The organism is Bacillus sp. ISL-77 (assembly GCF_018613105.1).
Genome location: NZ_JAGGQY010000037.1, coordinates 25,401 through 48,601 on the forward strand (window position 1 = coordinate 25,401; position 23,201 = coordinate 48,601).

Genomic DNA, 23,201 nt, shown 5'->3' on the forward strand with positions numbered 1-23,201 from the left:
CATTCACTTGGGACTTTGCTTATTTTAATATTTGTACTTTCACTGTTTTCCTACCCCATTGAATCGCACTTTTATGAGAAGGAACGAAAATATCAATTTTTTTCCCTTTAATGGCACCGCCAGTGTCGCCGGCAACGGCATAGCCATAACCTTCAACATAGACCTTTGTTCCGAGCTTAATTACTTTCGGGTCTACAGAGATTACCTTTTGGTTTGGATTTTTCTTTAGATTTAATCCGATAGCTGTGATGCCAGAGCATCGTTTACAATTCGCTGTATAGGCAGTTGCACTAACTGTTAAAGTCTTAACTACCTTTAACTTCGGTGCTTTACTTGCACTAGTGCTGGCTTTCTTAACAACCGGTTTACTAGCTGGTACATTAGTAATCTTTAATATTTGATTCGGGTGAATAGTATTTGATTTAAGTTTATTCCATTGTTTTAATGTGTTCACGGAGATTTTATATGTTTTTGCAATACGATAAAGCGAATCGCCACTCTTAACTTTATATGTATTGGATGCTGCTGATGCGTCGTTGCTACTTCCGAATAATAACATACCTGCCAAACTACACATGACTAGGAATTTCTTCATAACTGAAAACCCCTTCCTTCTGTTATATACAAGTTACCACAATAATATTACACAAATATTTCAATAGCTTACTAGTTTCATGACAAAACCGTGATAATAAGGTGTCAGGCACCAGCCGTGGACAAAACTCCTAATTTGTCCGCGGGTGACGGACGCTGAAGGCAGGGAAGTTCATTTTAATATAATTTGTGCCTTTGTGTTTCGATTCGGGTGAATTATTAAATAGCAAAAAAACCTCTGCCAATTATTATCTCGGCAGAGGTTTTGATACTATTTAATATCTAATTGTGTTTTCAGTTCACTTTGAATCCGTTGTTTTTCTTCTTGTGGAACGATGTAGTAATAGATTCCATTAATTTTCGTCCCGCCGCCTTTTATTGTCATTTGCTCAACGTTACCAGCCGCACTACGGTAATTCTTTTGAATATCCATCATTTGATCAAATGTAAGATTTGTTCTCACATTATTGCCAAGGGCTGTAAAAATACTTTGATATTTAGTAAGCGATGAGAGGCTCGCACCTTCTCTTAAAACCCCTTGAATAATTTCACGCTGACGTAATTGGCGCCCAAAATCACCACGAGGGTCTTCATATCTCATCCGAGTAAAGGCTAACGCTTTTTTGCCATTCAAAGTTACCTGTCCCTTTGGAAAATGGTAACCGCCTTGAGAAAAGTCTAAATCATTGTTTACCGTTATGCCGCCAACCGCATCGACAATATCCTCAAAGCCTTCCATGTTTATTTTTACAAAATAATCAATGGGAATGTCCAAGAAATTTTCAACCGTGTTCATCGCCATTTCTTCGTTGCCGAATGCGTAAGCATGGTTAATTTTATCCACGGTGCCTTTACCAACAATTTCTGTTCGGGTATCACGTGGAATACTTAACATCTTTACAGAATTTAGTTTTGGATTCACTGACAAAACAATAATGGTGTCAGAACGACCTTTATCGCCTTTACGCTGGTCCACACCCAAGAGTAATACCGAGAAAGGCTCCTTTTCTTGTAATGATACTTCTTCGGTACGTTTGTCTGATTTTCGATCGACAGGGTGATGCATCGTTTCGACAGCAGTTGTTAATGAGTTATATACTGAATAGGCGTAAACCCCGATTCCAATTATAAGTAGTAATAAAACAATTCCAGTTACGCGGAGCCATGTTTTCTTTTTCTTTTTATTCTTTTCAGCTCTCATCTAGTTTTCCTCCATAACGTTATTTTGGACCAACCTAAAGAATAGCAGAAATTATCGAAATTTAATACATTTATTTGAAGTACTTACATATTTTTTAACTGGATAATTTGGAAAAACTTTTTACACGAATTGTTGTTAACTAAATAGTGTAATCCATCATAATAGAGTATGCTAAACAAAAATTCCCCAGGGACAATATGCTAGAAAAGAAGTTTATTTAAGAAGAGCCTATGCAGGTAAGGTAATTGGCTATATTAATAAATATCAAGAATACTATTTTTTCAAAAAGGAAAAAGACTACTATGTTGTTGACATAGGCGGAAGAGTTGGTTATGTAGCTAGTAAATATATTACGGCTCTTAGCGTTGGCAAGTAAGTTTACCGTTTTAGCAAGGGCGAATTGGATATCTGTCAAAAGGGCTTCCGTAATGGGAGCCCTTTTAAGTATTAAAATTTAAAGGAAAAACGGTAACCGTATGGTTTTAGAAGTAGTGTATTCCTTTAGTTGTATATTTTTTATAAGTTAACAAATTCTATACATATCAACTAATCATTGATAAAATCTTATATGAATATTGTCGAAATTCTAGGGAGTGTGACAGAATTTGTATGAAAACTAAACAAGTCTAGACGGCATCAATCAAATCCTGACTTACAACTAAACAGTTATTAATCAAGCAAGATACTTGTAAAATGCGGTTAAAAGCCCCAAAAGGCTTAAAAGGTACATATACGGAGGATAAGAATCGTGCTATTTAGTTCAACAGTTTTTTTATTTTTATTTTTGCCTCTTACACTAACTATATATTTTTTTTCACCCAGAAAGTTAAGGAACACGGTTTTACTTTTGGCAAGTTTGTTTTTTTACGCATGGGGCGAACCAAAGTTTGTGTTGTTTTTATTTCTTTCCATTCTTCTTAATTATGTTTTTGCCCTGCTAGTTGATCAAAATAGAGAGAAACGTGTATTGGTAAAGTGGGTGTTAGGCCTTACTGTCTTTGCTAATCTTTCCATTCTGATTATTTTCAAATATGCCAACTTTATTGTAGATAACATAAATAACTTGTTTGGAACGATGATTGAATTAGGCAACATCCCGTTTCCGTTAGGGATTTCCTTTTTTACGTTTCAGGGACTAAGCTATGTTATTGATGTGTACAGGAAAGACGGGAAGGCGCAAAAAAATCTGATTAACATGGCGATGTATAAAGCATTGTTTCCACAACTTATTGCAGGACCAATTGTTCGCTATGTAACGGTGGCTGACCAAATTACCGACAGAAAAGAATCGTTACCGAAATTTGCTGAAGGTACCAAAAGATTTATCATAGGGTTAGCGAAAAAAATGATTATAGCCAATAATTGCGGCTGGGTGGCTGATCAAATTTTCTCAATGCCTGCAAGTGAGTTATCTGTTGGTCTGGCGTGGATTGGCATCATTGCTTATTCCTTACAAATCTATTTTGACTTTTCGGGTTATTCCGATATGGCGATAGGTTTAGGAAAAATGTTTGGCTTTGATTTCCTTGAAAACTTTAACTATCCCTATATTTCTCGTTCGGCCACGGAATTTTGGAGAAGGTGGCATATTTCACTAAGTACCTGGTTTAAGGATTATTTATATATTCCGTTAGGCGGGAACCGCGGCGGAACCTTTAAGACCTATCGGAACTTGTTCATTGTCTGGCTGGCTACAGGGATTTGGCATGGCGCCGCATGGACATTTATCGCCTGGGGTGTTTATTACGGTGTATTGATTATGTTAGAAAAAGCCTTTTTGCTGAAATTTATAAAAAGCATTCCGAGGGTATTCCAACATCTTTATGCACTATTAGCCGTTATGATTGGCTGGGTGTTCTTCCGTGCAGAAACATTTACCTATGGGTTTAATTATCTGAAGGTTATGTTCGGTGCCAATGGAAACCCTGTCTGGGACCGCCAGGCTAGTTTTTATATTTCACAATATGGAATTATCCTTTTGATTGCGATTATTGCCTCTATGCCTGTTATCCCTTTCATCAAAGACAGATTCTTAAAGCAGGGAACAGTCGGTGTCACAAGCAGCAGGGATCTCATTGTCACAGCAAGTTACGCTGTTATTTTCTTTTTAACGCTTGTAAGCGTGGTTTCATCCACCTTCAATCCATTTATTTATTTTCGGTTTTAATAAGTATGGAGGATATTATGAAAAAAGCTAATATACAAGGTCTCGCCTTAATTACCATTTTCCTACTAACGATCTTTGGCTTCTTTATCTTTACTTTTGTAACGCCATCAAAGTCAATGTCGCTTTTAGAAAATAGAAATTTAGCACAAAGACCTGATTTAAACTCTGAAAATCTACTTACCGGTGAGTACTCCAAGCGATTTGAGCAGTATTACAATGATCAATTTCCGATGCGTGATACGTTTATCGAAACCAACAGCAGAATTAATAAGAATTTTCTTAGACAAACTATTATTGATGATGTCTATGTGTCGGATGACGGTTACTTGTTATCCCAGATAGCACAGGGAACGTCGGCTGATGCCCAAAAAATAGCTATTGGAATCAATGAGTTGGCCGATAGTTTAGCTAAAAAGAACATTGGTGTTTATACCGCATTAATGCCAAATAAACCGACAATGATGGAGAATAAATTTCCCTCTTATTTTCCAAGCTATGGTCAAAAAAATATGGATCTCTTATATAAGGAACTAGACGAGAATACCCACCCGATTGACTCGCGTGCTACTTTAGAAAAACATATGAATGAGGACTATATGTTTTTCTATTCAGACCATCACTGGCAAGCTAAGGCCGCTTTTTACGCGTACCAGAATGTAATGTCTGAAATTATTGATAAGGAAAACATGAAGGATTCAATTTCGCAGTATAACGATTATTCTTGGGAATTAAAAGGAAAACCGTTCTATGGTTCAGATGCGAGGAAAACAACAAGTGCAAATGCAAAAAAGGCGGATAAAATCCTTGTAGCGGAGCTTAAAGAAGACCACAAGCCGTATGTAATGAAGTGGGGAATAAAATCACGCAGTGGCTTATACAATACGGACTTTTTAACCATGGAGGATCTGTATACAAATCGTTACCAGGCCTATTTAGGCGGAGATTTTGCGCAACTGACGATTACAAATCCGAATCAAACGAATAATAAAAAACTTTTAGTCATTAAAGATTCCTATGCCAATGCATTTGTTCAATTTCTAGTTCCTCACTATAAAGAGATACATGTATTGGATTTACGCCATTATAATAAAATGCCAATCGAGAAATATGTAGATGAAAATAAAATTGATCAAATTGTCCTGTTAAATAATATTAACTCGATTTTTGTCACTCCTGCTTTAACAAATTTTGAACATCCAGGGCAGGGTGAAAATCAATAAACAACTTTGAAAAAAAGCCCTCCATCTAAGCCTTTTGCTGAAATGGAGGGCTTTTTTCGTTGACAGGTTTTGATAAGGATGTTGTTCTTAGGCAAACTTCACCCGTATGGTTGCTTGTAACTTTTTGAATTTTGGTAAATTTATAGAAAGCCTTATAAGTGTATAATGCTATAATAATAGTATCTAAGCTTTTTTTTAGGAAGGGGAAAATAATGAGTAAAAAATTATCTGTTTCTTTTCTGATCCTTATGCTTTTATTTCCTGCCTTAGGGAATTATGCTCACGCAATAAGCACGACGACACCAAATAAGTCCACTCAAAAATATGTGTATTACCCAGACACTGTAAATGGAACACAAGGAAATAATATTAAATATATCTTGTATTTTGATGCCTCCGGGTATTTGTCCAGTGCTGTTTTAAAAGAAAAGGGAACGCAGCGAATTCTTGCTAGATATGTTTATTATCCCAAAACGGTTTACGGTACCCATGGGGAAAATATCAAGTATGTTTTGAATTTTAATGGCTCAGGATATGTGACCAATGCGGTTTTACGAGAAAAACAGACGCAGCGAATTCTTTCGAGATATGTGTATTACCCAAACACTGTGTATGGTACCCATGGGAAAAATATCAAATATGTCCTGAACTTTAATGCCTCCGGGTATGTGTCAAATGCTATATTACGAGAAAAAGGAACCCAGCGAAATCTTACTAGATACGAATATTACCCTAATACGGTGTATGGCACCCACGGGAAAAATATCAAGTTTAGCTATACCCTAAACAATTTAGGATATGTGACCCAGGCTACTCAAAGAGAAAAAGGAACTCAACGCGTTCTTTCATGGTATCAATATCAAGCAAAAACGGTTTACGGGAACCACGCATCTAAGGTCAGTAGTCTTAAATTAAATGTACCCTTGATCAATCAAAGGCCAGAGCTGCCAACAGGTTGTGAAATTACTGCAGTCACAATGATGCTCCAGTATAAAGGCGTGCGTGTCGATAAAGTCACCTTAGCGAAAAAAATGCCAAGGCATTCAAGTAATCCAAACCTTGGTTATGTTGGGAATCCGTTTACAAGATCAGGATGGACTATTTATCCTCCTGCCCTAATGGGATTAGTAAAGGATTATGCTGGAAGTGCCAAAAACCTAACAGGTGCTAGTAATGGAACAATAGAAAAGCAATTAGTAAATAACAAACCCGTTGTTGTTTTGGTTTCACGTATGCATGGTTTTTCAGTGCATGCATTGGTGCTAACAGGATTTGATCAATCTAATTATTACTATAATGATTGCTGGACAGGGGAAAAGAATGCCAAAATCAGCAAAGCGGAGTTTAATAGATTATGGGGCAACCAAAGTAAGAGAGCCATATCTTATTAATTAAAAATCCTTTATCCGGTTGTCATCCTATTCTCGTCCTTTCCAGGAATTTATGGTAGTAAATACGTGAATACAAAACATAAGGCTGCCTTTTGGCGGCCTTTTTTGCGTTATTACACAGACAATCAAGATTAATACGAGATTAATACGGGAATAATACATGTAAACCGAAGTTAGGTTCTTATTGTGTTCCTTCTATTATCATGTGATACATAAAGTGAAAAAGTAATACATATAAATTTATTTTGGACTACCTTGTTGGAGGAATGGAAATGTTAAAGGTTACCGTAGCTATACCTGTTTATAACGCGGCAAGACATTTGAATGTAACACTGGATTCCTTAATGCACCAAACGATGGATGCGTCAGAATTTGAGGTCATTTGTGTGAATGATTGCTCTACAGATAATAGTAAGGAAGTTATTGAGAACTTTAGTAAGTTAATGAGTAACATTGTTCTCATTGATCGGGAGAATAATTCAGGAGGCCCGATGATTCCACGAAACGATGCGATAGATGCAGCTCGTGGTGAATATATCCTTTTCTTAGACAATGACGACTTCTTAGGGGAGGAGGCACTCGAACGACTTTATATTGAAGCAAAAAAAAATCAATCCGATGTCATATATGGCAAGTATGTTGGTATCAATGGGCGTAAAGTACCTGGGTCTATGTTTAAAAAAGGGAACCGTCCGAAGGCTGATATTATCAAAGATAATTTAGTTAACTCTTTAGCACCTCATAAGATGTTTAAGCTCTCTTTTCTGAGACAAAATGATTTTAGATTCCATCCAAAGGCTGTAGTGGGTGAAGATCAGCTTTTTGTCATGCAATGCTATGTGACAGCTAAGGTTATTACCGTACTCGCGGATTATCATTATTACTTCGTTGTATCGCGTGGGAAAGAGAATCTGAGTGTAAAGTATTTCCCTGCAGAGCAATTCTTTTTTTCCTTTAATCGACTCATGGAATTTTTACATGAATGTAACCATGATGAATCATATAAAACAAGGTTAAAGGTTGCTTTCTTAAATCGGTTCCTTCATGCCAGCCGTTTACGTGGGCATCTATTAACTTCTCGGTTAACACACGAACAAAAAATAGACTGGTTAAGTGAGACAAAAAGATTTATTGACAACCATGTGGATGACAGCTTACTTACTTCTCTAGAGCCTCGGTTCCATTACTTTATGGAAGTGGCAAAAGAAAATGATATTCATAAACTGGCTTCAGTCCAAATGTAGAATCCTTATTCTGGACATGAGAGGAATACAGAAAAAATATAGAGGTGACCACCATGTGGAAAATGAAAACAAAACGGGCAAATGTAATCACTTATACTAGACCTTCCATTAAATCTATACCAGCCAATCACTATGAAATACCTGGGCAGGAGCACATTGTTTATCCATGTATAAAAGGTTGGTTTGAGATCAGGCGAGTCGATAAAGATAATATAAAGACCGTAGAATTTATTCGGAAAGAAGATATACGGTACAGTACGGAATATTTGATCTTTGTTATGAAAGAAAAAGCCAGACGTCTAATGAGAATTAAACCTCTAACAATAAAATTTCTTAGAAGTGCAATGGTAAAAAGCAAAAGGTGAGGAATACTATACTCCTCACCGACTCCAAAAAACTCAACTCAACTTTCATCTGTTTGTAATAAATGAAGGACAGGATCTAAGGGCATTATATTGCCAGTATCTCCATTTTCATCTCCATCGTCATCCTCATCATTCCATTCAGAAATACTATTATATTCAATACAATCCTCACAAAAACCATTTATTAAGTAGTATGAAATATCTTCCCGTCCGCAATCAGCACATAGTGCCATAGTACCACCTTCTATTTCAGTTTACTTTGTATAATATTTTGTCCTAAAAATCATTAATCATACTAAAGTAGACTTTATTTATTAACTTGGGAATCCTTTTCCATAGCCCTTAACATCCAGTCATCAGCCCTTTTTCTTAGCCAGTGTAGATCTTCATTGGCCTCAAGCCATTTATCCTTGAGGAGCTGATTTTGTTGTATCATTTCATCAATAATGGAAATCAAACTTAGTCCCATTGCTCTTATTTTTTCGACGGAAGTATCCTGATCAACCGTTTCAAAAAAAATTCTTATTTTTTGAATTTCCAACATTTGATTACTCATACCTTCCACCTCTTTCTAGGATTATCTATAACTTATTCGATATTAATTAATAAATGTACATAAAATTTACCATTTTAACTGAACATTCCCCAGCTGGGACATATCTCCGGTTGTTATACTAGGCCTTTTATACTATATTTATATTATGTATTAACATTTCTATGAAACTTTAAGATAATAGTTTATATATCGACAAAAAAATTATTTAGGAGGGCTTAAAAATCAAATTTCGACAATTGAATATTCCATTAATGATATTCTTTCTTGGATTCTTCGGAATATTTTTTATAAACGATGATTCCGCTAAGGCCGAGGATGGAGCGTGGAAAGCTACTTTCTACCCCAGAATTGATTTTACTGGAACTGGGATAAGTAAAACATATACAAATGTAAAATTCGATTGGAAGGCTAATTCGCCTGATCCAAAAATTCCAAAAGACAATTTCTCGGCAGTATTTGAGAAAACGGTAACCATCTCAAGTCCAGGGAAATATCGCCTAACAGGAAAAGCTGATGATGGGGTAAGAGTTTATGTAGATGGGAAGAAAATAATAGATTTTTGGAGTGACGGTGTACATTCTATTAATAAAGAAATCTATTTAACCGCAGGCACTCATACGCTAAAGGTTCAATATTATGAAAAAAAGTGGAGCGCTGCGCTAGCCATTGATTTGGTAAAACTTTCTGAAAGTATTGGATCAGATTCGTGGTCAGCAGAATTTTATCCGTCAGCTGATTTTTCTGGGAGTCCAGTAAAGAAATTTTATCCAACCTTAGACTTTCATTGGGGGAGCGGATCACCAATTTCAGGCATTCCATCTGACCATTTTACTGCTGTATTTAAAAAGCAAGTAAATGTTACTAAATCTGGCAATTACAGATTAGCAGGCAAGGCAGATGATGGGGTGCGTGTCTACGTCGACGGTTCCAAAAAAGTTGATATGTGGAAGTCGGGAATTAATTCATTTAATCAAGAGGTTTATCTAGCATCTGGCAGCCATACGATATTAATAGAGTATTTTGATGACAAATGGAGTTCTTCCTTTGCATTTAACATGGATGAAGTAGTGGAACCCATCCCAGAAGAAGTGGTAACAATTCCAGTTGATAAGTGGAGTGCCAGATTTTATCCTACTAAGGATTTTACAGGTACACCTATTAAGAAAGAATATGATCAATTACAATTTTCTTGGGGTAGCGGCTCACCAGATTCTACTATTCCAACTGATAATTTCTCAGGTATTTTTGAAAGAAATTATGTTGTGGATGAAACAGGGGATTATAAAATCGTTGGAAAAGCCGACGATGGTGCAAGAGTTTATATTGACGGAATCCGTTATGTGGATAAATGGACAGATGGCGTGAATTACATTGATGTTCCGATTACGCTAGAGCCTGGGACCCATACCGTTAAAGTCGAGTATTATGATTCAAAATATAGCGCTTCATTGAATTTAAATTTAGAACCAATTAATCAAGAGAATGAAACGATTGATCCTACTAAATGGAAAGCGACTTATTATCCATTAAAGGATTTTACAGGTACCCCGTTAATAAAAGTTTATGATGAATTACAATTTTCTTGGGGAAATGGCTCGCCAGACCCTATGCTCCCAACTGATGGTTTCTCTGGAACCTTTGAAAAACAATATGTTGTGACGAAACCTGGAAAATATAGATTCATAGGAAAAGCAGATGATGGTGTACGAGTTTATGTAGACGGAGTACTCAATGTCGATAAATGGAAAGATGGAGTGAATATCATCGATGATCCAGTAACTCTTACGACGGGTACCCATACCATTAAGGTTGAGTATTATGATTCTAAATATAGTGCCACGATGAAATTAGATCTCATTGAAGATTTTTGGGAAGCGAAATTCTATCCTAGCAATAATTTGACAGGGACTCCTGTTCAAAAAACGTTTGATGCGCTGGATTTTTATTGGAGTGGATCTCCTATAACCGATATCCCAGCAGATAATTTTTCTGCCGTTTTTGAAAAAAAGGTATATATCGCAAAATCAAGTAATTATAAACTTTCAGGTAAAGCCGATGATGGCATACGTATTTATGTTGATGATGTACGTAAAGTGGATAGCTGGAAGGACGGGGTTAATAATTATAGTTCTTCCTCCCAACAATTGTCGGAAGGGATCCACATCATTAAGGTTGAGTATTATGACAGTAAGTATAGTGCCTCATTAGCAGTGAACTTAAGTGAGGTTATTAAGAAAACCACTACTCAATATACCAATTATGATATTTCATTAGGAGAACTTCTCGATAAACAAATTGGTGTATCTCAAACTGATAAAAAATATGACGCCTATATACGAAGTGATTTATTAACAGTCAATGCCTCAACACCGAATGTGGGTGTTGTAAACACAGACAATACAAACGTTAGAGGAATACCAGTTGATGGTTGGATCCTTGGAAAGCTAGATCTTAATGAACAAGTGACAATCGATTCCAAAACCATGCAAAAGGATGGATATTATTGGTATGAGATTCAGTATAATGAAGAATGGGTTAATCCAAGTCCAACTGATATTAGCTATTATATTAATCCTACTAATTTTGGAATTGGCACTTCAAGTTATTATCAATTTCTTAAGCTTTCCGAAATTGCCGGTGCAGATGCGTACGAAGTGAATCAAAAAATATTGACCAATAAAGGAATTCTCACTGGAAAAGGACAAATCTTTATTAACGCAGGTGCACTGTATAACATCAATGAAATTTACTTGATTTCCCACGCGCTACTTGAAACAGGCAATGGCAGTTCTCCGTTAGCAAAAGGGGTTAAGGTAAAGAAAAAGCTTGATAGTAATGGGAATCCTGTCATTGATCCTGCTACAGGAGAAGAAGAGATTACCGAATTAGCAAGTGATGCAACCTCCTATGATGCGATCGTTTATAATATGTATGCTGTTGGTGCTTTTGATAAGTGTCCGCTTCATTGTGGAGCAAGAAGGGCATTTAATCAGGACTGGACTACACCGGATAAAGCGATTGTGGGTGGGGCAAAATTCGTTGCCTTGAATTATATTGATAAAGGGCAGGACACGATTTATAAAATGAAATGGAATCCTGCAGCTCCAGGTACACATCAATATGCAACTGACATTGGCTGGGCTGTGAAACAAACACCTAACATTTTCAATCTTTATAGTTTACTAGATAGCTATACTTTAGTTTTTGATGTCCCTAAATATTAATTCAAAAAAATGAAGTGGAAGATTTCTTCCCTTCATTTTTTTTTACAATAAAGACACTGAACTAGAATCTTACCTCGCTTGAAAATGTATTTGAAAGAGTGTATAGTTTTAATTGAGTTTTTGTCAAGAAATTTGTCGTTTTTTGTTAATTAGGATGAAGAGTGGTACGGTTAATTATGTATCATTTTAATAATAAAGTTACTTTCAAATTAAGCATGATAAGTATGATAAGGAGTGTGGACAATGATTTTTGCAGAAATTCTTGCCGGAGGAAAAGGAACAAGAATGGGTAATATTAATATGCCCAAGCAGTTTTTAACTTTAAATAGTAAACCTATCATTATACATACAATTGAAAAGTTTATCCTAAACGATCGTTTTGAGAAGATTCTAGTCGTTACACCGAAAGAATGGGTTAATCATGCCAAAGATATTATTAATAAATATATTGGAAAAGACGCAAGGATTGTTGTGATTGAAGGCGGAAAAGATCGCAATGAATCCATCATGAGCGGCATCCGCTATATCGAAAAAAACTTTGGAATTAACGATGATGATGTGATTATTACCCATGATTCTGTAAGACCATTTTTAACTCATCGAATTATTGAAGAGAATATTGAAGCGGCCATTAAGTTTGGGGCTGTTGATACAGTGATCGAGGCAATTGATACGATTATCCAATCTGAGGATGGAGAATTTATCTCAAACATTCCGGTAAGGGATACTATGTACCAAGGACAAACTCCACAAAGTTTTAATATCAAGAAATTGGTTACTTATTATAATGCACTAACCGAGGAACAAAAAATGATTCTTACGGATGCATGTAAAATTTGCGCGCTTGCAGGTGAAAAGGTTAAGATTGTCAAGGGTGAATTATTTAATATAAAGGTAACAACCCCATATGATTTGAAGGTAGCTAATGCAATCCTACAAGAGAGGGTTTCACGATGATTAATCAAGTGTATCGCTTAGTGTCGCCACGGCAGTTTGAAGTGACCTATAAAGACCGTTCCATTCAGTCAGACAAAATTGTAGTGCGTCCCACTCATCTCTCCATATGTGCGGCTGACCAAAGGTATTACACCGGCACACGTGGAAAAGAAGCAATGGCGAAAAAACTGCCAATGGCGCTTATCCATGAAGGGATTGGTAAGGTCGTTTATGATCCAAATAATGAGTTTGCACCTGGTACCCGGGTCGTGATGGTACCGAATACCCCAACTGAAGAAGATGAAGTTATTGCAGAAAATTACTTACGATCGAGTAAATTTCGTTCAAGCGGTTACGATGGATTTATGCAGGACTATGTTTTTCTTCACAGGGATCGGATTGTTCCATTACCAGAAGAAATTGATCCATCGGTTGCGGCTTTTATGGAATTAATCACCATAAGTATGCATGCCTTGGTGCGCTTTGAGGCAAAAGCCCATGCTCGAAAAAATACGTTCGGGGTATGGGGAGATGGGAATTTAGGTTATATAACCACGCTGATTTTAAAGAAACGCTATCCTGATAGCAAAGTTTATATTTTTGGGAAAACAAAATATAAAATGGATCATTTTTCGTTTGTTGATGAAGCGTATCAAATTGATGAAATTCCGGATGATTTACGGATTGATCATGGATTTGAATGTGTTGGCGGGAATGGCAGCCAATCTGCGATTAATCAAATGATTGATTATATTAATCCAGAGGGATCTATTTGTATTCTCGGTGTCTCTGAATATCCTGTTGAAATAAACACTAGAATGATTCTAGAAAAAGGTCTAACGATGATTGGCAGCAGTCGAAGTGGACGAACTGATTTTGTCAACACTGTAAACTTCATGGTTGAGCACCCGGAAGTTGGCGAGTATTTTGGGATGCTGATAGGGGAAGTTCACCAAATAAAGAACATCCAAGATATTATTGATGCATTTGAAAAAGACCTGACAAACTCTTGGGGAAAAACCATTCTCGAATGGAAAATATAAAATAAAAAAGGCAGGCATGGCGATGTATTTAGTGAGAATTTTTCCAACAATTATGGTGAAGGGATTCATCCAGATGATCTTTTACCTGTCATGCCTTCTTTTTAAAGTAAATAATGAAAAGGTCACCTTTGCTTCCTATAGGGCCACGGAGATTCAGGGGAATCTCTATTATATTTATAAGGAATTACACGGAAGATATCCCAATTGGACGTGTAATTTTCTTTTTAAAAAGTATAGCAGCTCATTACTAGGCAAATTCCACTATGTCCTACATATGGTTAAAGCGAGTTATCATTTAGCAACATCCCGTTATTTTATCATCGATGATTATTATTTCCCCGTTTATGTGATAAAACCTCGACAGGGAACGGATATTATTCAGCTTTGGCATGCAGCAGGTGCATTCAAAAAATTTGGCTTAAGCACCTTAGATAAAGAATTTGGTCCAAGTTCAGATTATTTAAAACATGTTAAGGTTCATTCAAATTATTCTAAAGTATTTGTGAGTTCCTCGGAAGTCATTCCTTTTTATGCTGAAGCCTTCGATATGCCATCCTCAAGGATATTCCCATTAGGTGTACCGAGAACAGATTATTTTTTTAATAAACGAGAGCAGTTCAGATTGATGGGAGAATTACAGAGTGAATTTCCTGACATTAAGGGGAGAAAGATTATTTTATATGCTCCTACCTTTAGAGGGAAAAGTCATTATCAAGAATCATTTCACATTCCTATCGATTTTTCAGCTATGAGGGAGACTCTCGGTGATGAATATGTATTATTGATTCATTTACATCCATATATGCGTTCGGAGATCACTATTAAGGAAGAAGATAAAGGTTTTGTCTTTCATGTAAAGGAAAAATTCAACATCGAACAATTATTAGTTTTAGCTGATATTCTTTTAACAGATTATTCATCGGTAATTTTTGATTATAGTTTATTAGTCCGGCCAATTGCCTTTATTGCGAATGACCTTGAAGAGTATATAAAGGAACGAGATTTTTATTTTCCTTTCCTCTCATTCATTCCAGGGCCATTCTTTCACCAAACTCAAGATCTGATTGAGTGGATCCAACAAGATGAGTTTGATCTGAAAAAAATTGAGCAATTTAGAAATCGTTTTTTTACATACTTTGATGGAAAAACAAGTAAAAGAATCGTAGATAATTTAATTGAAAAAAGCTAAATCGCATAAATTTTCCAGTAGGAGATTAATAATGTTAAAAAATAAAATGGAAAACCAAGGGGAAAGTATAGGAAACAGCCAGCAATATAGTCTTGTTTACCGGTTCTTCCGTAAAGTTATTTTTCGTTTGCTTTACCTACTTTTTTGCACATTTCCGTTACATAAAAAAAAAATACTATTTGCATCTGATAGCCGAAGCGATTTAAGCGGTAACTTTGAATTCGTTTATCAAGAATTGAAAAGAAAAAATTTAGATTACCAATACCATTTTATTCTCAAAGAGAGTACGAGGGCTTATAAAACCTATTGGGAAATGGTTCGTTTAGCTTTTCATCTGGCAACGGCAAAATTTATTTTGTTGGATGATTTTTATCCGATGGTCTATCCATTAAAGATACGGAAAGGTGCCGATCTTATCCAGTTATGGCATGCAGTCGGTGCGTTTAAAACCTTTGGATACAGCCGTGTAGGTCTTCCGGGCGGTCCAGACCCTCATTCTTTGAATCACCGCAATTATACAAAGGTAATCGTAAGTTCGAAGAATGTGGCAAAGCATTATGCTGAAGGCTTTGGGATTAGTGAAAATCGGGTGTTTGCAACTGGGATACCAAGAACGGATGTCTTTTTTGATCAAGCATACCAAGTGAAGGTTAAAGAAGAATTATACAGAGGGTATCCCATTTTATCTGAAAAAAAAGTCATTATGTTTGCACCAACCTTTCGGGGGGACGGCCAACAGTCTGCCTATTATCCAAAGGATTATCTTGATTTAGAAAAACTTTATCATGCCTTACATGATGAGTATGTTTTTCTATTTAAAATGCATCCGTTTGTAAAAGACTATTGGCAAATCCCTGCAGAATATAATGATTTTTTCTTCGATATTTCACATTATCGGGAAATTAATGATTTATTATTTATCTCAGATCTATTAATCACCGATTACTCCTCTGTTTGCTTTGAGTTTGCATTATTAAATAAACCGATGATTTTCTATTCTCCAGATGTAGAGGAATATATAGCAACACGAGATTTTTATTATAAATATGATTCATTTATCCCTGGCCCATTAGCAAGGACATTAGATGAATTAATTGAAACCATTCAAAATAAAGACTTCAAAATGGAAAAAATCGAGACATTTGTTGATTACTTTTTTGATCATACGGATGGAAAATCAAGCAATCGCGTTGTTGACCAACTCATCGTAGATGCTGATTCTAAATAGAGTGAATTTTATCCCTATTCTTCTATTTAAATCATAAAAGAGGAAAATGATGTTAATAATAGTTAAAAAAGATGAGCGTTTCAAAAAATGGTGCTTTGTTTTTTTTACAACAGAGGAGATATTATATGAGTAAACTTCAATATATCATTCATCCTGATTTAGAAGATGTGAAGGTAAGTATAATTACCCCAGTTTTTAATGTGGAAGAATATATTACGGAGACATTGGAGTCTCTTGTCAACCAGACGTTAGATCACATTGAAATTATTATGGTTGATGACGGATCAAGTGATCAAAGTCCAGAAATCGTTGAAGAATATGCAAATAAATACAGAAATATTGTTTATATAAAACAAGAAAATTCAGGACCAGGGGTAGCACGGAATAATGGTTTAGAAGTAGCAAGAGGTGAATTCATTAGTTTTGTTGATTCAGATGACCTCTTACCACTAGATGCCTTAGAAACCATGTATAATAGTGCTTTAAAAGAAAAGGCAGATATCGTTTTAGGAACTTCTTTAAGCTTTAATAGCTCAGAAACATGGTTTATTGCTAGTCACGTGAATAATGGTGTATACATTCCAGGTGAAAAGAGCCTCGTCTCCAATCCAGGGTTACTATTCTCATTAGGACCATGCAATAAGCTTTATCATTCTAAAATTGTTAAAGGAATACGGTTTCCTGCAGATATTCATGTAACCGAGGATCAGCCATTTGTGATTGAAGCCTATATGAAGGCAAATAAAATATATACAGTTGATAAAATCATATATAAATATCGGTCTAGGGAAGCGGAGGAGAATTTATCCTTATCACAAACTGTCCGGGTGAATTCAGTAAAGGTTTTAACCGATATTTTTAAAAGTTTACGTATTTCCGATCAATTATGGGATAAATATATTTCTAATCAACATACCCGATTTGCTTTAAAGAAAAGTTATTATACCAGAATTATTTCAGCAGACATTTGGCCTGCTATTCGAAGTGCGCTTGTAAGCAAGGATCAAAAAACTCAAGTAGAATCATTTACCCTGGTTTTGGAGTGGGTTAAAACTTTAGATTATCATTTATTTAATCAGATTCCGTCGTTACATAGAGTGATGACCTATGAGATTGCAGATCGGTATAAACTAGTTAGTCCAGCTGCCAAAAAACTGTATCTACAATGGCTAAAGGTTTGTTTCTCAAAACTGGATCCAGGTTCTTTACATGCATTAGAGACTTCGAAAAAACAAAAAGTGTTCATGGCGGTTAAGAAAGCATGGAAAAGAAATAATCTTTCCCCGATCTTTTTCTATCTAGTAAAAGTTAAATTTAAAAAAATAAAAACCAAGGTGAAAACGGCCTTTGTCCGGCGGGTGGCTTTTCCATTTTTTAGCACCCTGCCTGTACAAAAGAAAATTACGATGGCGACCAACAAATTTCCGAGATTAACGGATTCATTTGAGCATATTTATGATGAATTAATTAATCAGCGCCCAGATTACAAAATTAGAGGTCATTTGAAGAAAAAGCGAAATTTCAGGGATTTCTGTAGACTGTATTATGATATCGCGACTTCCCGTTATTTAATCTTAGATGATTATTATCGTCCATTATATAAGCTTCGTGTGCGCAAGCAAACGGAAGTGATTCAAACTTGGCATGCAGCTGGCGCTTTTAAGAAATTTGGCCATAGTGCCGTAGGGTATCGTGAAAGTAATTCCACCCAATTTGAACGAAGTGCTCATCAAATTTATACAAAAGCAGTAGTTACAAGTAAAGAGATTATTCCTCACTATGCTGAGGCATTTGAAGTGCCGGAAGAAAATATTTACCCATTAGGATTGCCGCGAACAGATGTCTTTTTTGATAAGGAATTAATGGAATTCGTTCACCAGCGATATCTGGGAACCTATCCACAGCTTAAAAATAAAAAAGTGATTACCTATGCTCCCACGTTTAGAGGTGGTCCAGGTAAGCGGGCTAATTTTAATATTAAATTGGATTTAGTAAAAATGGCTGAAGAACTCTCAGATGAATATGTACTGGTATTAAAACTTCATCCATCTGTTACCAAAAAAGTTCAAATACCGGAGGAAGCAGCAGACTTTGTAATAAATATGAGTTCGAATGAAATAAATAATGTATTAATGAATACGGATATTTTAATTAGTGATTATTCATCTTTAGTTTTTGAATTCTCTTTATTGGAACGACCAATGATTTTCTTTGCATATGACCTTGATGAGTATCTCGAAGATCGTGGTTTTTACTATGAATACTCTGACTTTGTTCCAGGGCCAATTGTAAAAACTACTGATGAGGTTATCAAAACGGTGAAAGAAAACCAGTTTGATTTTAAAAAGATTGAAAGCTTTAAACATCGATTCTTCGATGATCTTGACGGAGAATCTGCAAAAAGATTTGTGGATATACTAATAAAACCATGATAGTAAATTATCATGGTTTTATTTTTAAATAGACCGAACGTGAATCCTTTCACTAGTGTTTGAAATAAAAACTAGTGGGATATATAATGGGAAATGGATTGTTTTTCTGCAAGAGTTTTCAGGTGGTGAATAAACGCTGCGATGAAAACTCGGTGAGGAGTTGAAAAGAATGAAAAAGGTATTAACGTACGGGACTTTTGATTTGCTCCATGTTGGTCATATCAATATATTAAGAAAATCTAAGGAATTAGGAGATTTTCTAATCGTTGGTCTATCAACAGATGAATTTAATATCGAAAAGAATAAAAAAGCCTACTATAGTTATCAGGACCGACAATTAATTTTGGAGTCGATTCGCTATGTTGACCACGTCATTCCGGAATCCTGCTGGGAACAAAAGATCCAGGACGTAATTGACCATAATATTGATGTCTTTGTAATGGGTGATGATTGGAAAGGTCATTTTGATTTTCTAAAAAGGTATTGTGAAGTGGTTTATTTGCCAAGAACTACCGGTATCTCAACCTCCAAAATTAAATCCGATTTAAATTATGTGAAAAATGATTAGAGAAATTGTCATATCCATTTATTTGTTTATATTTAAGTGTTTTTTTATGATTTGTAAGGCATTCCCATTAAAAAATAAGGTCACCTTTCTGGTTTCCTTTGGGGATAATGCCAAATATGTGTACGAGGAAATCCTTCACCAGAATATCCAACAAGAAATTGTCTTTTTATGTAAGGGTTCTTCACTTTCACTTTTTAAGAAATATCCTGCTCTTCCTGTCATTCCATTTGAAACATCGTTTATCGATCTATTGCGTTCCATCTATCACCTCGCTACTTCCAAAAAAATTATTATTGATAACTATTTTGGGGCTTTGGCTTCAACTAATTTTAAAACGGGTGTGGAATGTATCCAGCTTTGGCACGCAGCCGGTGCGATTAAAAAGTTTGGACTGGAGGATGAGTCCAATGTCAATCGTAGTAAAAGGGCTCATAAGCGATTTCTACGAGTTTACAAAAAATTTCATAAGGTTGTTGTTGGGTCAGACAAGATGGCTGATATTTTTAAACAGGTATTTGCCCTAAAGGATCAAAACATTCTTCGAACAGGAATACCGAGAACTGACGTTTTTTTTGATGAGAACAAACATAAAGCAATTATTTCTAAATTAATAGATGAGAATCCTGAATTAACATCCAAAAAGGTGATCTTGTATGCCCCAACATACAGGGATCATCAATTAGATCAATTTGAATTAAAATTGGATTTAGAAAAAATGTATCAGGAGCTTAGTGATGAATATGTTTTGTTGCTCCGTTTCCATCCTGCGATAAAAAGTTCATTAGAGAACAATGAATTAAATTCTAATTTTGTTTATGATTATTCATCCTCACTTTATGATGTTAATGAACTGTTACTTATCACTGACTTGCTGATTACAGATTATTCTTCCATACCATATGAGTTTTCATTATTAAATAAACCAATGATCTTTTTTACTTATGATATTGAACAATACAAAGTGGAAAGAGGATTGTGGGAGGATTTTGAAGAGACCGTTCCAGGTCCGATCACGAAACATACGGATGAAATCATTACGATTATTAAAGATAACTTATTTGATTATCAGAAGGTTACCGGTTTTTCTGACATTTGGAATAAATATTCAAACGGGATATCCAGCCAGAAGCTCGTAGATTACATTTTTAAAGGATCACAAAGCGACTCGTATCAAAGGGATAAGAACTCAAACTAACTATATATGTCGTAATTGAGTTAGAATTTATCCTTTTTTTATGGTAAAATGTTATGGTCTTTGAGGGGGAATGATTCATTTTATGAAAAGGTCTTATCTTATATCCCCAATTAAATCGTTTAGGAAGGATCAACACGATGTCAATGTTTAAGGTCATAAGGGAACAGATTAGCAGTTTTTATCTCATCAGAAGATTATCCCTTTTTGAATTAAAAAGTGCAAATAACAGTCATTATTTAGGGATATTATGGGAATTAATCAATCCCATGATTCAAATAGGTATCTATTATTTTGTATTCGGATATGGTATCCGTGGTGGACGTGCAGTAGAGGGGATTCCGTATTTCTATTGGATGCTGGCGGGTATTTTAGTTTGGTTCTTTGTTAATCCAGCAATATTGGACGCATCAAAGTCGATCTATACGAGGATCGCCTTAATCGCAAAAATGAGCTTTCCGATGAGTGTTATTCCAACCTATGTCATTATATCGAAATTTTATCAGCATCTCATGTTAGTTGGAGTCATTGTGGTTATCTTTCAATTTACAGGCTATCCTATATCGATATATTATTTGTCGTTACCCTATTATATGTTTGCCACCATTATTCTACTGGTAGCTATTTCATTAATTACCTCTACCTTAGCGACGATTGTACGGGATGTACAAATGATTGTCCAAGCGATTGTCAGAATGCTGCTTTATCTGACACCATTATTATGGACGCCTGAAAGACTTCCACATATCGTTCAAAGCGTAATGAAGTTTAATCCATTATACTATATTGCTGAAGGTTATCGCGCTGCTCTGTTAGGGCATAGCTGGTATCTAATTGAACACATTAAATATACCGCATACTTTTGGGGACTTGTTTTCGTGTTGTTATTTATAGGCTCAGCACTGCACTTGAAATTTCGAAATCGATTTGTAGACTACTTGTAAAGTGGAAGTGGAAAAAATGACTAAAACAGTTATTATTGATAATGTATCAAAGAAATACAAATTGTATAATAGAACATCTGATAAGCTTCTTGATATCATTTTGCCCAATGGCTATGGTGATGATTTCTACGCGTTGCAAAATATAAGTTTCACCGCTGAACAAGGCGATGTGATTGGTTTAATTGGTGTAAATGGCTCCGGAAAATCGACTCTATCCAACATTATTGCAGGCGTAGTTCCACCTACAAATGGAAAGGTCGAAACTATTGGACAAACATCTTTAATTGCGATTGCCTCTGGGTTAAACAATAATTTAACGGGTCGAGAAAATATTGAACTGAAATGTTTAATGCTCGGTTTTAGTAAAAAGGAAATCCGGGAGCTCGAACCTGAAATTATTGATTTCTCTGAACTAGGAAGGTTTATTGATCAGCCTGTAAAAACCTATTCAAGTGGTATGAAATCAAAGCTTGGTTTTGCCATCTCTGTGACTGTGGATCCAGATATATTAATTATCGACGAGGCGCTCTCCGTTGGGGACCAAGCATTTGCAGAAAAATCAAAGAAAAAAATGTACAGCTTTAAAGAGAAAGGGAAAACCATCTTTTTTGTAAGCCATGCGATTGGCCAGATTAAAGATTTTTGCCAAAAAGCTTTATGGTTAGAATTTGGTCAAATCAAAGCATATGGGACGACTGCGGAAGTGGTTCCGCAATATGAAGCGTTTCTCAAAGAATTTAAGGCCATGTCTAAAGAGGAACAGCGAAAGTTTAGAGAAACAGCCTTAGAAAAACAAAGCAGATTAGTATTAAATACAGCTAGATAATAAAAAGAGGCTCAAAAATAATTGGCTAGATCCATTTTTTTGAGCCTTTTTTTATAAATATGAAAAAATACAAAAGGATAAAAACCATGCAGAACAACACCGTCGATATATTAGGTATTGATTTTATCAATAAACAATTTAATGAAGTAGTTAACATTCTTAATGAAATGATAAAAAGTAATCGTAAAGCTTTCATTGTCACAGCCAACCCGGAAATTGTCATGTACGCTCATGAACATCCCGACTATAAAAAAATCATTCAATCGGCCGACATGGTTGTTCCTGATGGTTATGGGATTATTCTTGCGTCAAAAATATTAAACACCCCGATTAAGGAAAGGGTCGCAGGTTATGATTTAATGATCCGTCTGCTAGAACTAGGGAACGAGAATAAGTTGAAAATTTATCTATTGGGCGGGCGCGAAGAGACCAATCAAAAAGCTGTGGCTAATATCAACAGTCAATTTCCGCATGTTCAAATTGTGGGCAGTCATCATGGCTTTTTTGATTGGGAAAACAATCCGATTACTGCTGAGATTAAAGCCTCAAGCCCCGATTTGATTTTCGTAGCGTTAGGGTTCCCTAAACAAGAACAATGGATTGCAAGGAATCTGGATCAATTTTCCAAGGGAGTATGCATGGGGGTTGGCGGCAGCATCGATGTCCTCGCTGGAGAGGTCCAGCGTGCCCCTCGTTTCTGGCAAAAAATGAACCTCGAATGGTTTTATCGCTTGATTTCACAGCCGTCGAGGTGGAGGAGAATGTTAGCCATTCCCCGGTTTTTACTGGAAATCTTCCAATTAAAGTTCACCAAATAGGACGATTCATTTAAAATAAATGTAACTTTTTGGAGTAACCAATCGTCTTACATGGTGTGGGAT

At 35.7% G+C, this 23,201-nt stretch carries 19 protein-coding genes; 15 read left to right on the forward strand and 4 right to left on the reverse strand.

Going from position 1 to position 23,201, the window contains the following annotated elements:
* Nucleotides 1–19: 19 nt before the first annotated feature.
* Together J7E77_RS15080 and tagU are read right to left on the reverse strand one after the other, a co-directional pair.
* Nucleotides 20–595 (reverse strand): 3D domain-containing protein, encoded by a 576-nt coding sequence (locus J7E77_RS15080; protein ID WP_214715420.1) that lies wholly within the window; start codon nt 593–595, stop codon nt 20–22.
* A gap of 270 nt (nt 596–865) precedes the next feature.
* Nucleotides 866–1,795 carry a polyisoprenyl-teichoic acid--peptidoglycan teichoic acid transferase TagU gene (tagU, locus tag J7E77_RS15085; RefSeq protein ID WP_214715421.1) on the reverse strand — a complete coding sequence of 310 codons (930 nt, stop codon included), beginning with the start codon at nt 1,793–1,795 and terminating at the stop codon, nt 866–868.
* A gap of 748 nt (nt 1,796–2,543) precedes the next feature.
* Between tagU and J7E77_RS15090 the strand changes: the two genes are divergently transcribed.
* From J7E77_RS15090 to J7E77_RS15105, 4 genes are all read left to right on the forward strand, one after another.
* Nucleotides 2,544–3,962, forward strand: coding sequence for an MBOAT family O-acyltransferase (locus tag J7E77_RS15090; protein WP_214715423.1), 1,419 nt, complete (start codon nt 2,544–2,546; stop codon nt 3,960–3,962).
* 17 nt (nt 3,963–3,979) lie between these two features.
* Entirely contained in the window at nt 3,980–5,182 is a 1,203-nt protein-coding gene (locus J7E77_RS15095) for a DHHW family protein (RefSeq protein WP_214715424.1), read from the forward strand.
* 212 nt (nt 5,183–5,394) lie between these two features.
* Complete coding sequence (locus J7E77_RS31760; RefSeq protein WP_374102977.1) at nt 5,395–6,573, forward strand: C39 family peptidase; 1,179 nt, start codon at nt 5,395–5,397, stop codon at nt 6,571–6,573.
* Nucleotides 6,574–6,845: 272 nt separating this feature from the next.
* Nucleotides 6,846–7,817: a glycosyltransferase family 2 protein gene (locus J7E77_RS15105; protein WP_214715426.1), complete on the forward strand. Its 972-nt coding sequence runs from the start codon at nt 6,846–6,848 to the stop codon at nt 7,815–7,817.
* A 403-nt stretch (nt 7,818–8,220) separates the two neighbouring features.
* Here J7E77_RS15105 and J7E77_RS15110 read toward each other — a convergent pair whose 3' ends face one another.
* Both J7E77_RS15110 and J7E77_RS15115 read right to left on the reverse strand, forming a co-directional pair.
* Nucleotides 8,221–8,415: a hypothetical protein gene (locus J7E77_RS15110; protein WP_214715428.1), complete on the reverse strand. Its 195-nt coding sequence runs from the start codon at nt 8,413–8,415 to the stop codon at nt 8,221–8,223.
* Nucleotides 8,416–8,489: 74 nt separating this feature from the next.
* A complete protein-coding gene (locus tag J7E77_RS15115; protein WP_214715430.1) occupies nt 8,490–8,738 on the reverse strand; it encodes a hypothetical protein in 249 nt (82 codons plus the stop codon).
* A 251-nt stretch (nt 8,739–8,989) separates the two neighbouring features.
* Here J7E77_RS15115 and J7E77_RS15120 point away from each other — a divergent pair, with 251 nt between their 5' ends.
* The 11 genes from J7E77_RS15120 (at nt 8,990) to J7E77_RS15170 (ending at nt 23,138) form a co-directional block, all read left to right on the forward strand.
* The gene (locus J7E77_RS15120) at nt 8,990–11,962 is read left to right on the forward strand and encodes a PA14 domain-containing protein (protein ID WP_214715432.1); all 2,973 of its coding nucleotides are present in this window, start codon (nt 8,990–8,992) and stop codon (nt 11,960–11,962) included.
* 243 nt (nt 11,963–12,205) lie between these two features.
* Nucleotides 12,206–12,919, forward strand: a complete 714-nt coding sequence (locus J7E77_RS15125; protein WP_214715434.1) for an IspD/TarI family cytidylyltransferase — start codon at nt 12,206–12,208, stop codon at nt 12,917–12,919.
* Nucleotides 12,916–13,941 (forward strand): ribitol-5-phosphate dehydrogenase, encoded by a 1,026-nt coding sequence (locus tag J7E77_RS15130; protein ID WP_214715436.1) that lies wholly within the window; start codon nt 12,916–12,918, stop codon nt 13,939–13,941. The genes J7E77_RS15125 and J7E77_RS15130 overlap by 4 nt, the downstream gene beginning before the upstream one ends.
* Before the next feature lie 22 nt (nt 13,942–13,963).
* The gene (locus J7E77_RS15135) at nt 13,964–15,130 is read left to right on the forward strand and encodes a CDP-glycerol glycerophosphotransferase family protein (RefSeq protein ID WP_214715438.1); all 1,167 of its coding nucleotides are present in this window, start codon (nt 13,964–13,966) and stop codon (nt 15,128–15,130) included.
* Nucleotides 15,131–15,161: 31 nt separating this feature from the next.
* Nucleotides 15,162–16,358, forward strand: coding sequence for a CDP-glycerol glycerophosphotransferase family protein (locus tag J7E77_RS15140; RefSeq protein WP_214715440.1), 1,197 nt, complete (start codon nt 15,162–15,164; stop codon nt 16,356–16,358).
* A 125-nt stretch (nt 16,359–16,483) separates the two neighbouring features.
* Nucleotides 16,484–18,790: a bifunctional glycosyltransferase/CDP-glycerol:glycerophosphate glycerophosphotransferase gene (locus J7E77_RS15145; RefSeq protein ID WP_214715442.1), complete on the forward strand. Its 2,307-nt coding sequence runs from the start codon at nt 16,484–16,486 to the stop codon at nt 18,788–18,790.
* A gap of 169 nt (nt 18,791–18,959) precedes the next feature.
* Nucleotides 18,960–19,358, forward strand: coding sequence for a glycerol-3-phosphate cytidylyltransferase (gene tagD, locus J7E77_RS15150; protein ID WP_214715444.1), 399 nt, complete (start codon nt 18,960–18,962; stop codon nt 19,356–19,358).
* Between the two features lie 46 nt (nt 19,359–19,404).
* Entirely contained in the window at nt 19,405–20,553 is a 1,149-nt protein-coding gene (locus tag J7E77_RS15155) for a CDP-glycerol glycerophosphotransferase family protein (protein WP_308160625.1), read from the forward strand.
* A gap of 137 nt (nt 20,554–20,690) precedes the next feature.
* Nucleotides 20,691–21,494: an ABC transporter permease gene (locus J7E77_RS15160; protein WP_246869604.1), complete on the forward strand. Its 804-nt coding sequence runs from the start codon at nt 20,691–20,693 to the stop codon at nt 21,492–21,494.
* 16 nt (nt 21,495–21,510) lie between these two features.
* Nucleotides 21,511–22,320, forward strand: a complete 810-nt coding sequence (gene tagH / locus J7E77_RS15165) for a teichoic acids export ABC transporter ATP-binding subunit TagH (protein ID WP_088089635.1) — start codon at nt 21,511–21,513, stop codon at nt 22,318–22,320.
* An 86-nt stretch (nt 22,321–22,406) separates the two neighbouring features.
* Complete coding sequence (locus J7E77_RS15170) at nt 22,407–23,138, forward strand: WecB/TagA/CpsF family glycosyltransferase (protein ID WP_214715446.1); 732 nt, start codon at nt 22,407–22,409, stop codon at nt 23,136–23,138.
* The last annotated feature ends 63 nt before the right edge of the window (nt 23,139–23,201 follow it).

What these genes read in the sequence shown, in the direction of transcription:
- J7E77_RS15080 (WP_214715420.1), bottom strand. Translation starts at nt 595, where the DNA reads ATGAAGAAATTCCTAGTCATGTGTAGTTTGGCAGGTATGTTATTATTC.
- tagU (WP_214715421.1), bottom strand. Translation starts at nt 1,795, where the DNA reads ATGAGAGCTGAAAAGAATAAAAAGAAAAAGAAAACATGGCTCCGCGTA.
- J7E77_RS15095 (WP_214715424.1), top strand. Translation starts at nt 3,980, where the DNA reads ATGAAAAAAGCTAATATACAAGGTCTCGCCTTAATTACCATTTTCCTA.
- J7E77_RS31760 (WP_374102977.1), top strand. Translation starts at nt 5,395, where the DNA reads ATGAGTAAAAAATTATCTGTTTCTTTTCTGATCCTTATGCTTTTATTT.
- J7E77_RS15105 (WP_214715426.1), top strand. Translation starts at nt 6,846, where the DNA reads ATGTTAAAGGTTACCGTAGCTATACCTGTTTATAACGCGGCAAGACAT.
- J7E77_RS15110 (WP_214715428.1), bottom strand. Translation starts at nt 8,415, where the DNA reads ATGGCACTATGTGCTGATTGCGGACGGGAAGATATTTCATACTACTTA.
- J7E77_RS15115 (WP_214715430.1), bottom strand. Translation starts at nt 8,738, where the DNA reads ATGAGTAATCAAATGTTGGAAATTCAAAAAATAAGAATTTTTTTTGAA.
- J7E77_RS15120 (WP_214715432.1), top strand. Translation starts at nt 8,990, where the DNA reads ATGATATTCTTTCTTGGATTCTTCGGAATATTTTTTATAAACGATGAT.
- J7E77_RS15125 (WP_214715434.1), top strand. Translation starts at nt 12,206, where the DNA reads ATGATTTTTGCAGAAATTCTTGCCGGAGGAAAAGGAACAAGAATGGGT.
- J7E77_RS15130 (WP_214715436.1), top strand. Translation starts at nt 12,916, where the DNA reads ATGATTAATCAAGTGTATCGCTTAGTGTCGCCACGGCAGTTTGAAGTG.
- J7E77_RS15135 (WP_214715438.1), top strand. Translation starts at nt 13,964, where the DNA reads ATGTATTTAGTGAGAATTTTTCCAACAATTATGGTGAAGGGATTCATC.
- J7E77_RS15140 (WP_214715440.1), top strand. Translation starts at nt 15,162, where the DNA reads ATGTTAAAAAATAAAATGGAAAACCAAGGGGAAAGTATAGGAAACAGC.
- J7E77_RS15145 (WP_214715442.1), top strand. Translation starts at nt 16,484, where the DNA reads ATGAGTAAACTTCAATATATCATTCATCCTGATTTAGAAGATGTGAAG.
- tagD (WP_214715444.1), top strand. Translation starts at nt 18,960, where the DNA reads ATGAAAAAGGTATTAACGTACGGGACTTTTGATTTGCTCCATGTTGGT.
- J7E77_RS15155 (WP_308160625.1), top strand. Translation starts at nt 19,405, where the DNA reads ATGATTTGTAAGGCATTCCCATTAAAAAATAAGGTCACCTTTCTGGTT.
- J7E77_RS15160 (WP_246869604.1), top strand. Translation starts at nt 20,691, where the DNA reads ATGTCAATGTTTAAGGTCATAAGGGAACAGATTAGCAGTTTTTATCTC.
- tagH (WP_088089635.1), top strand. Translation starts at nt 21,511, where the DNA reads ATGACTAAAACAGTTATTATTGATAATGTATCAAAGAAATACAAATTG.
- J7E77_RS15170 (WP_214715446.1), top strand. Translation starts at nt 22,407, where the DNA reads ATGCAGAACAACACCGTCGATATATTAGGTATTGATTTTATCAATAAA.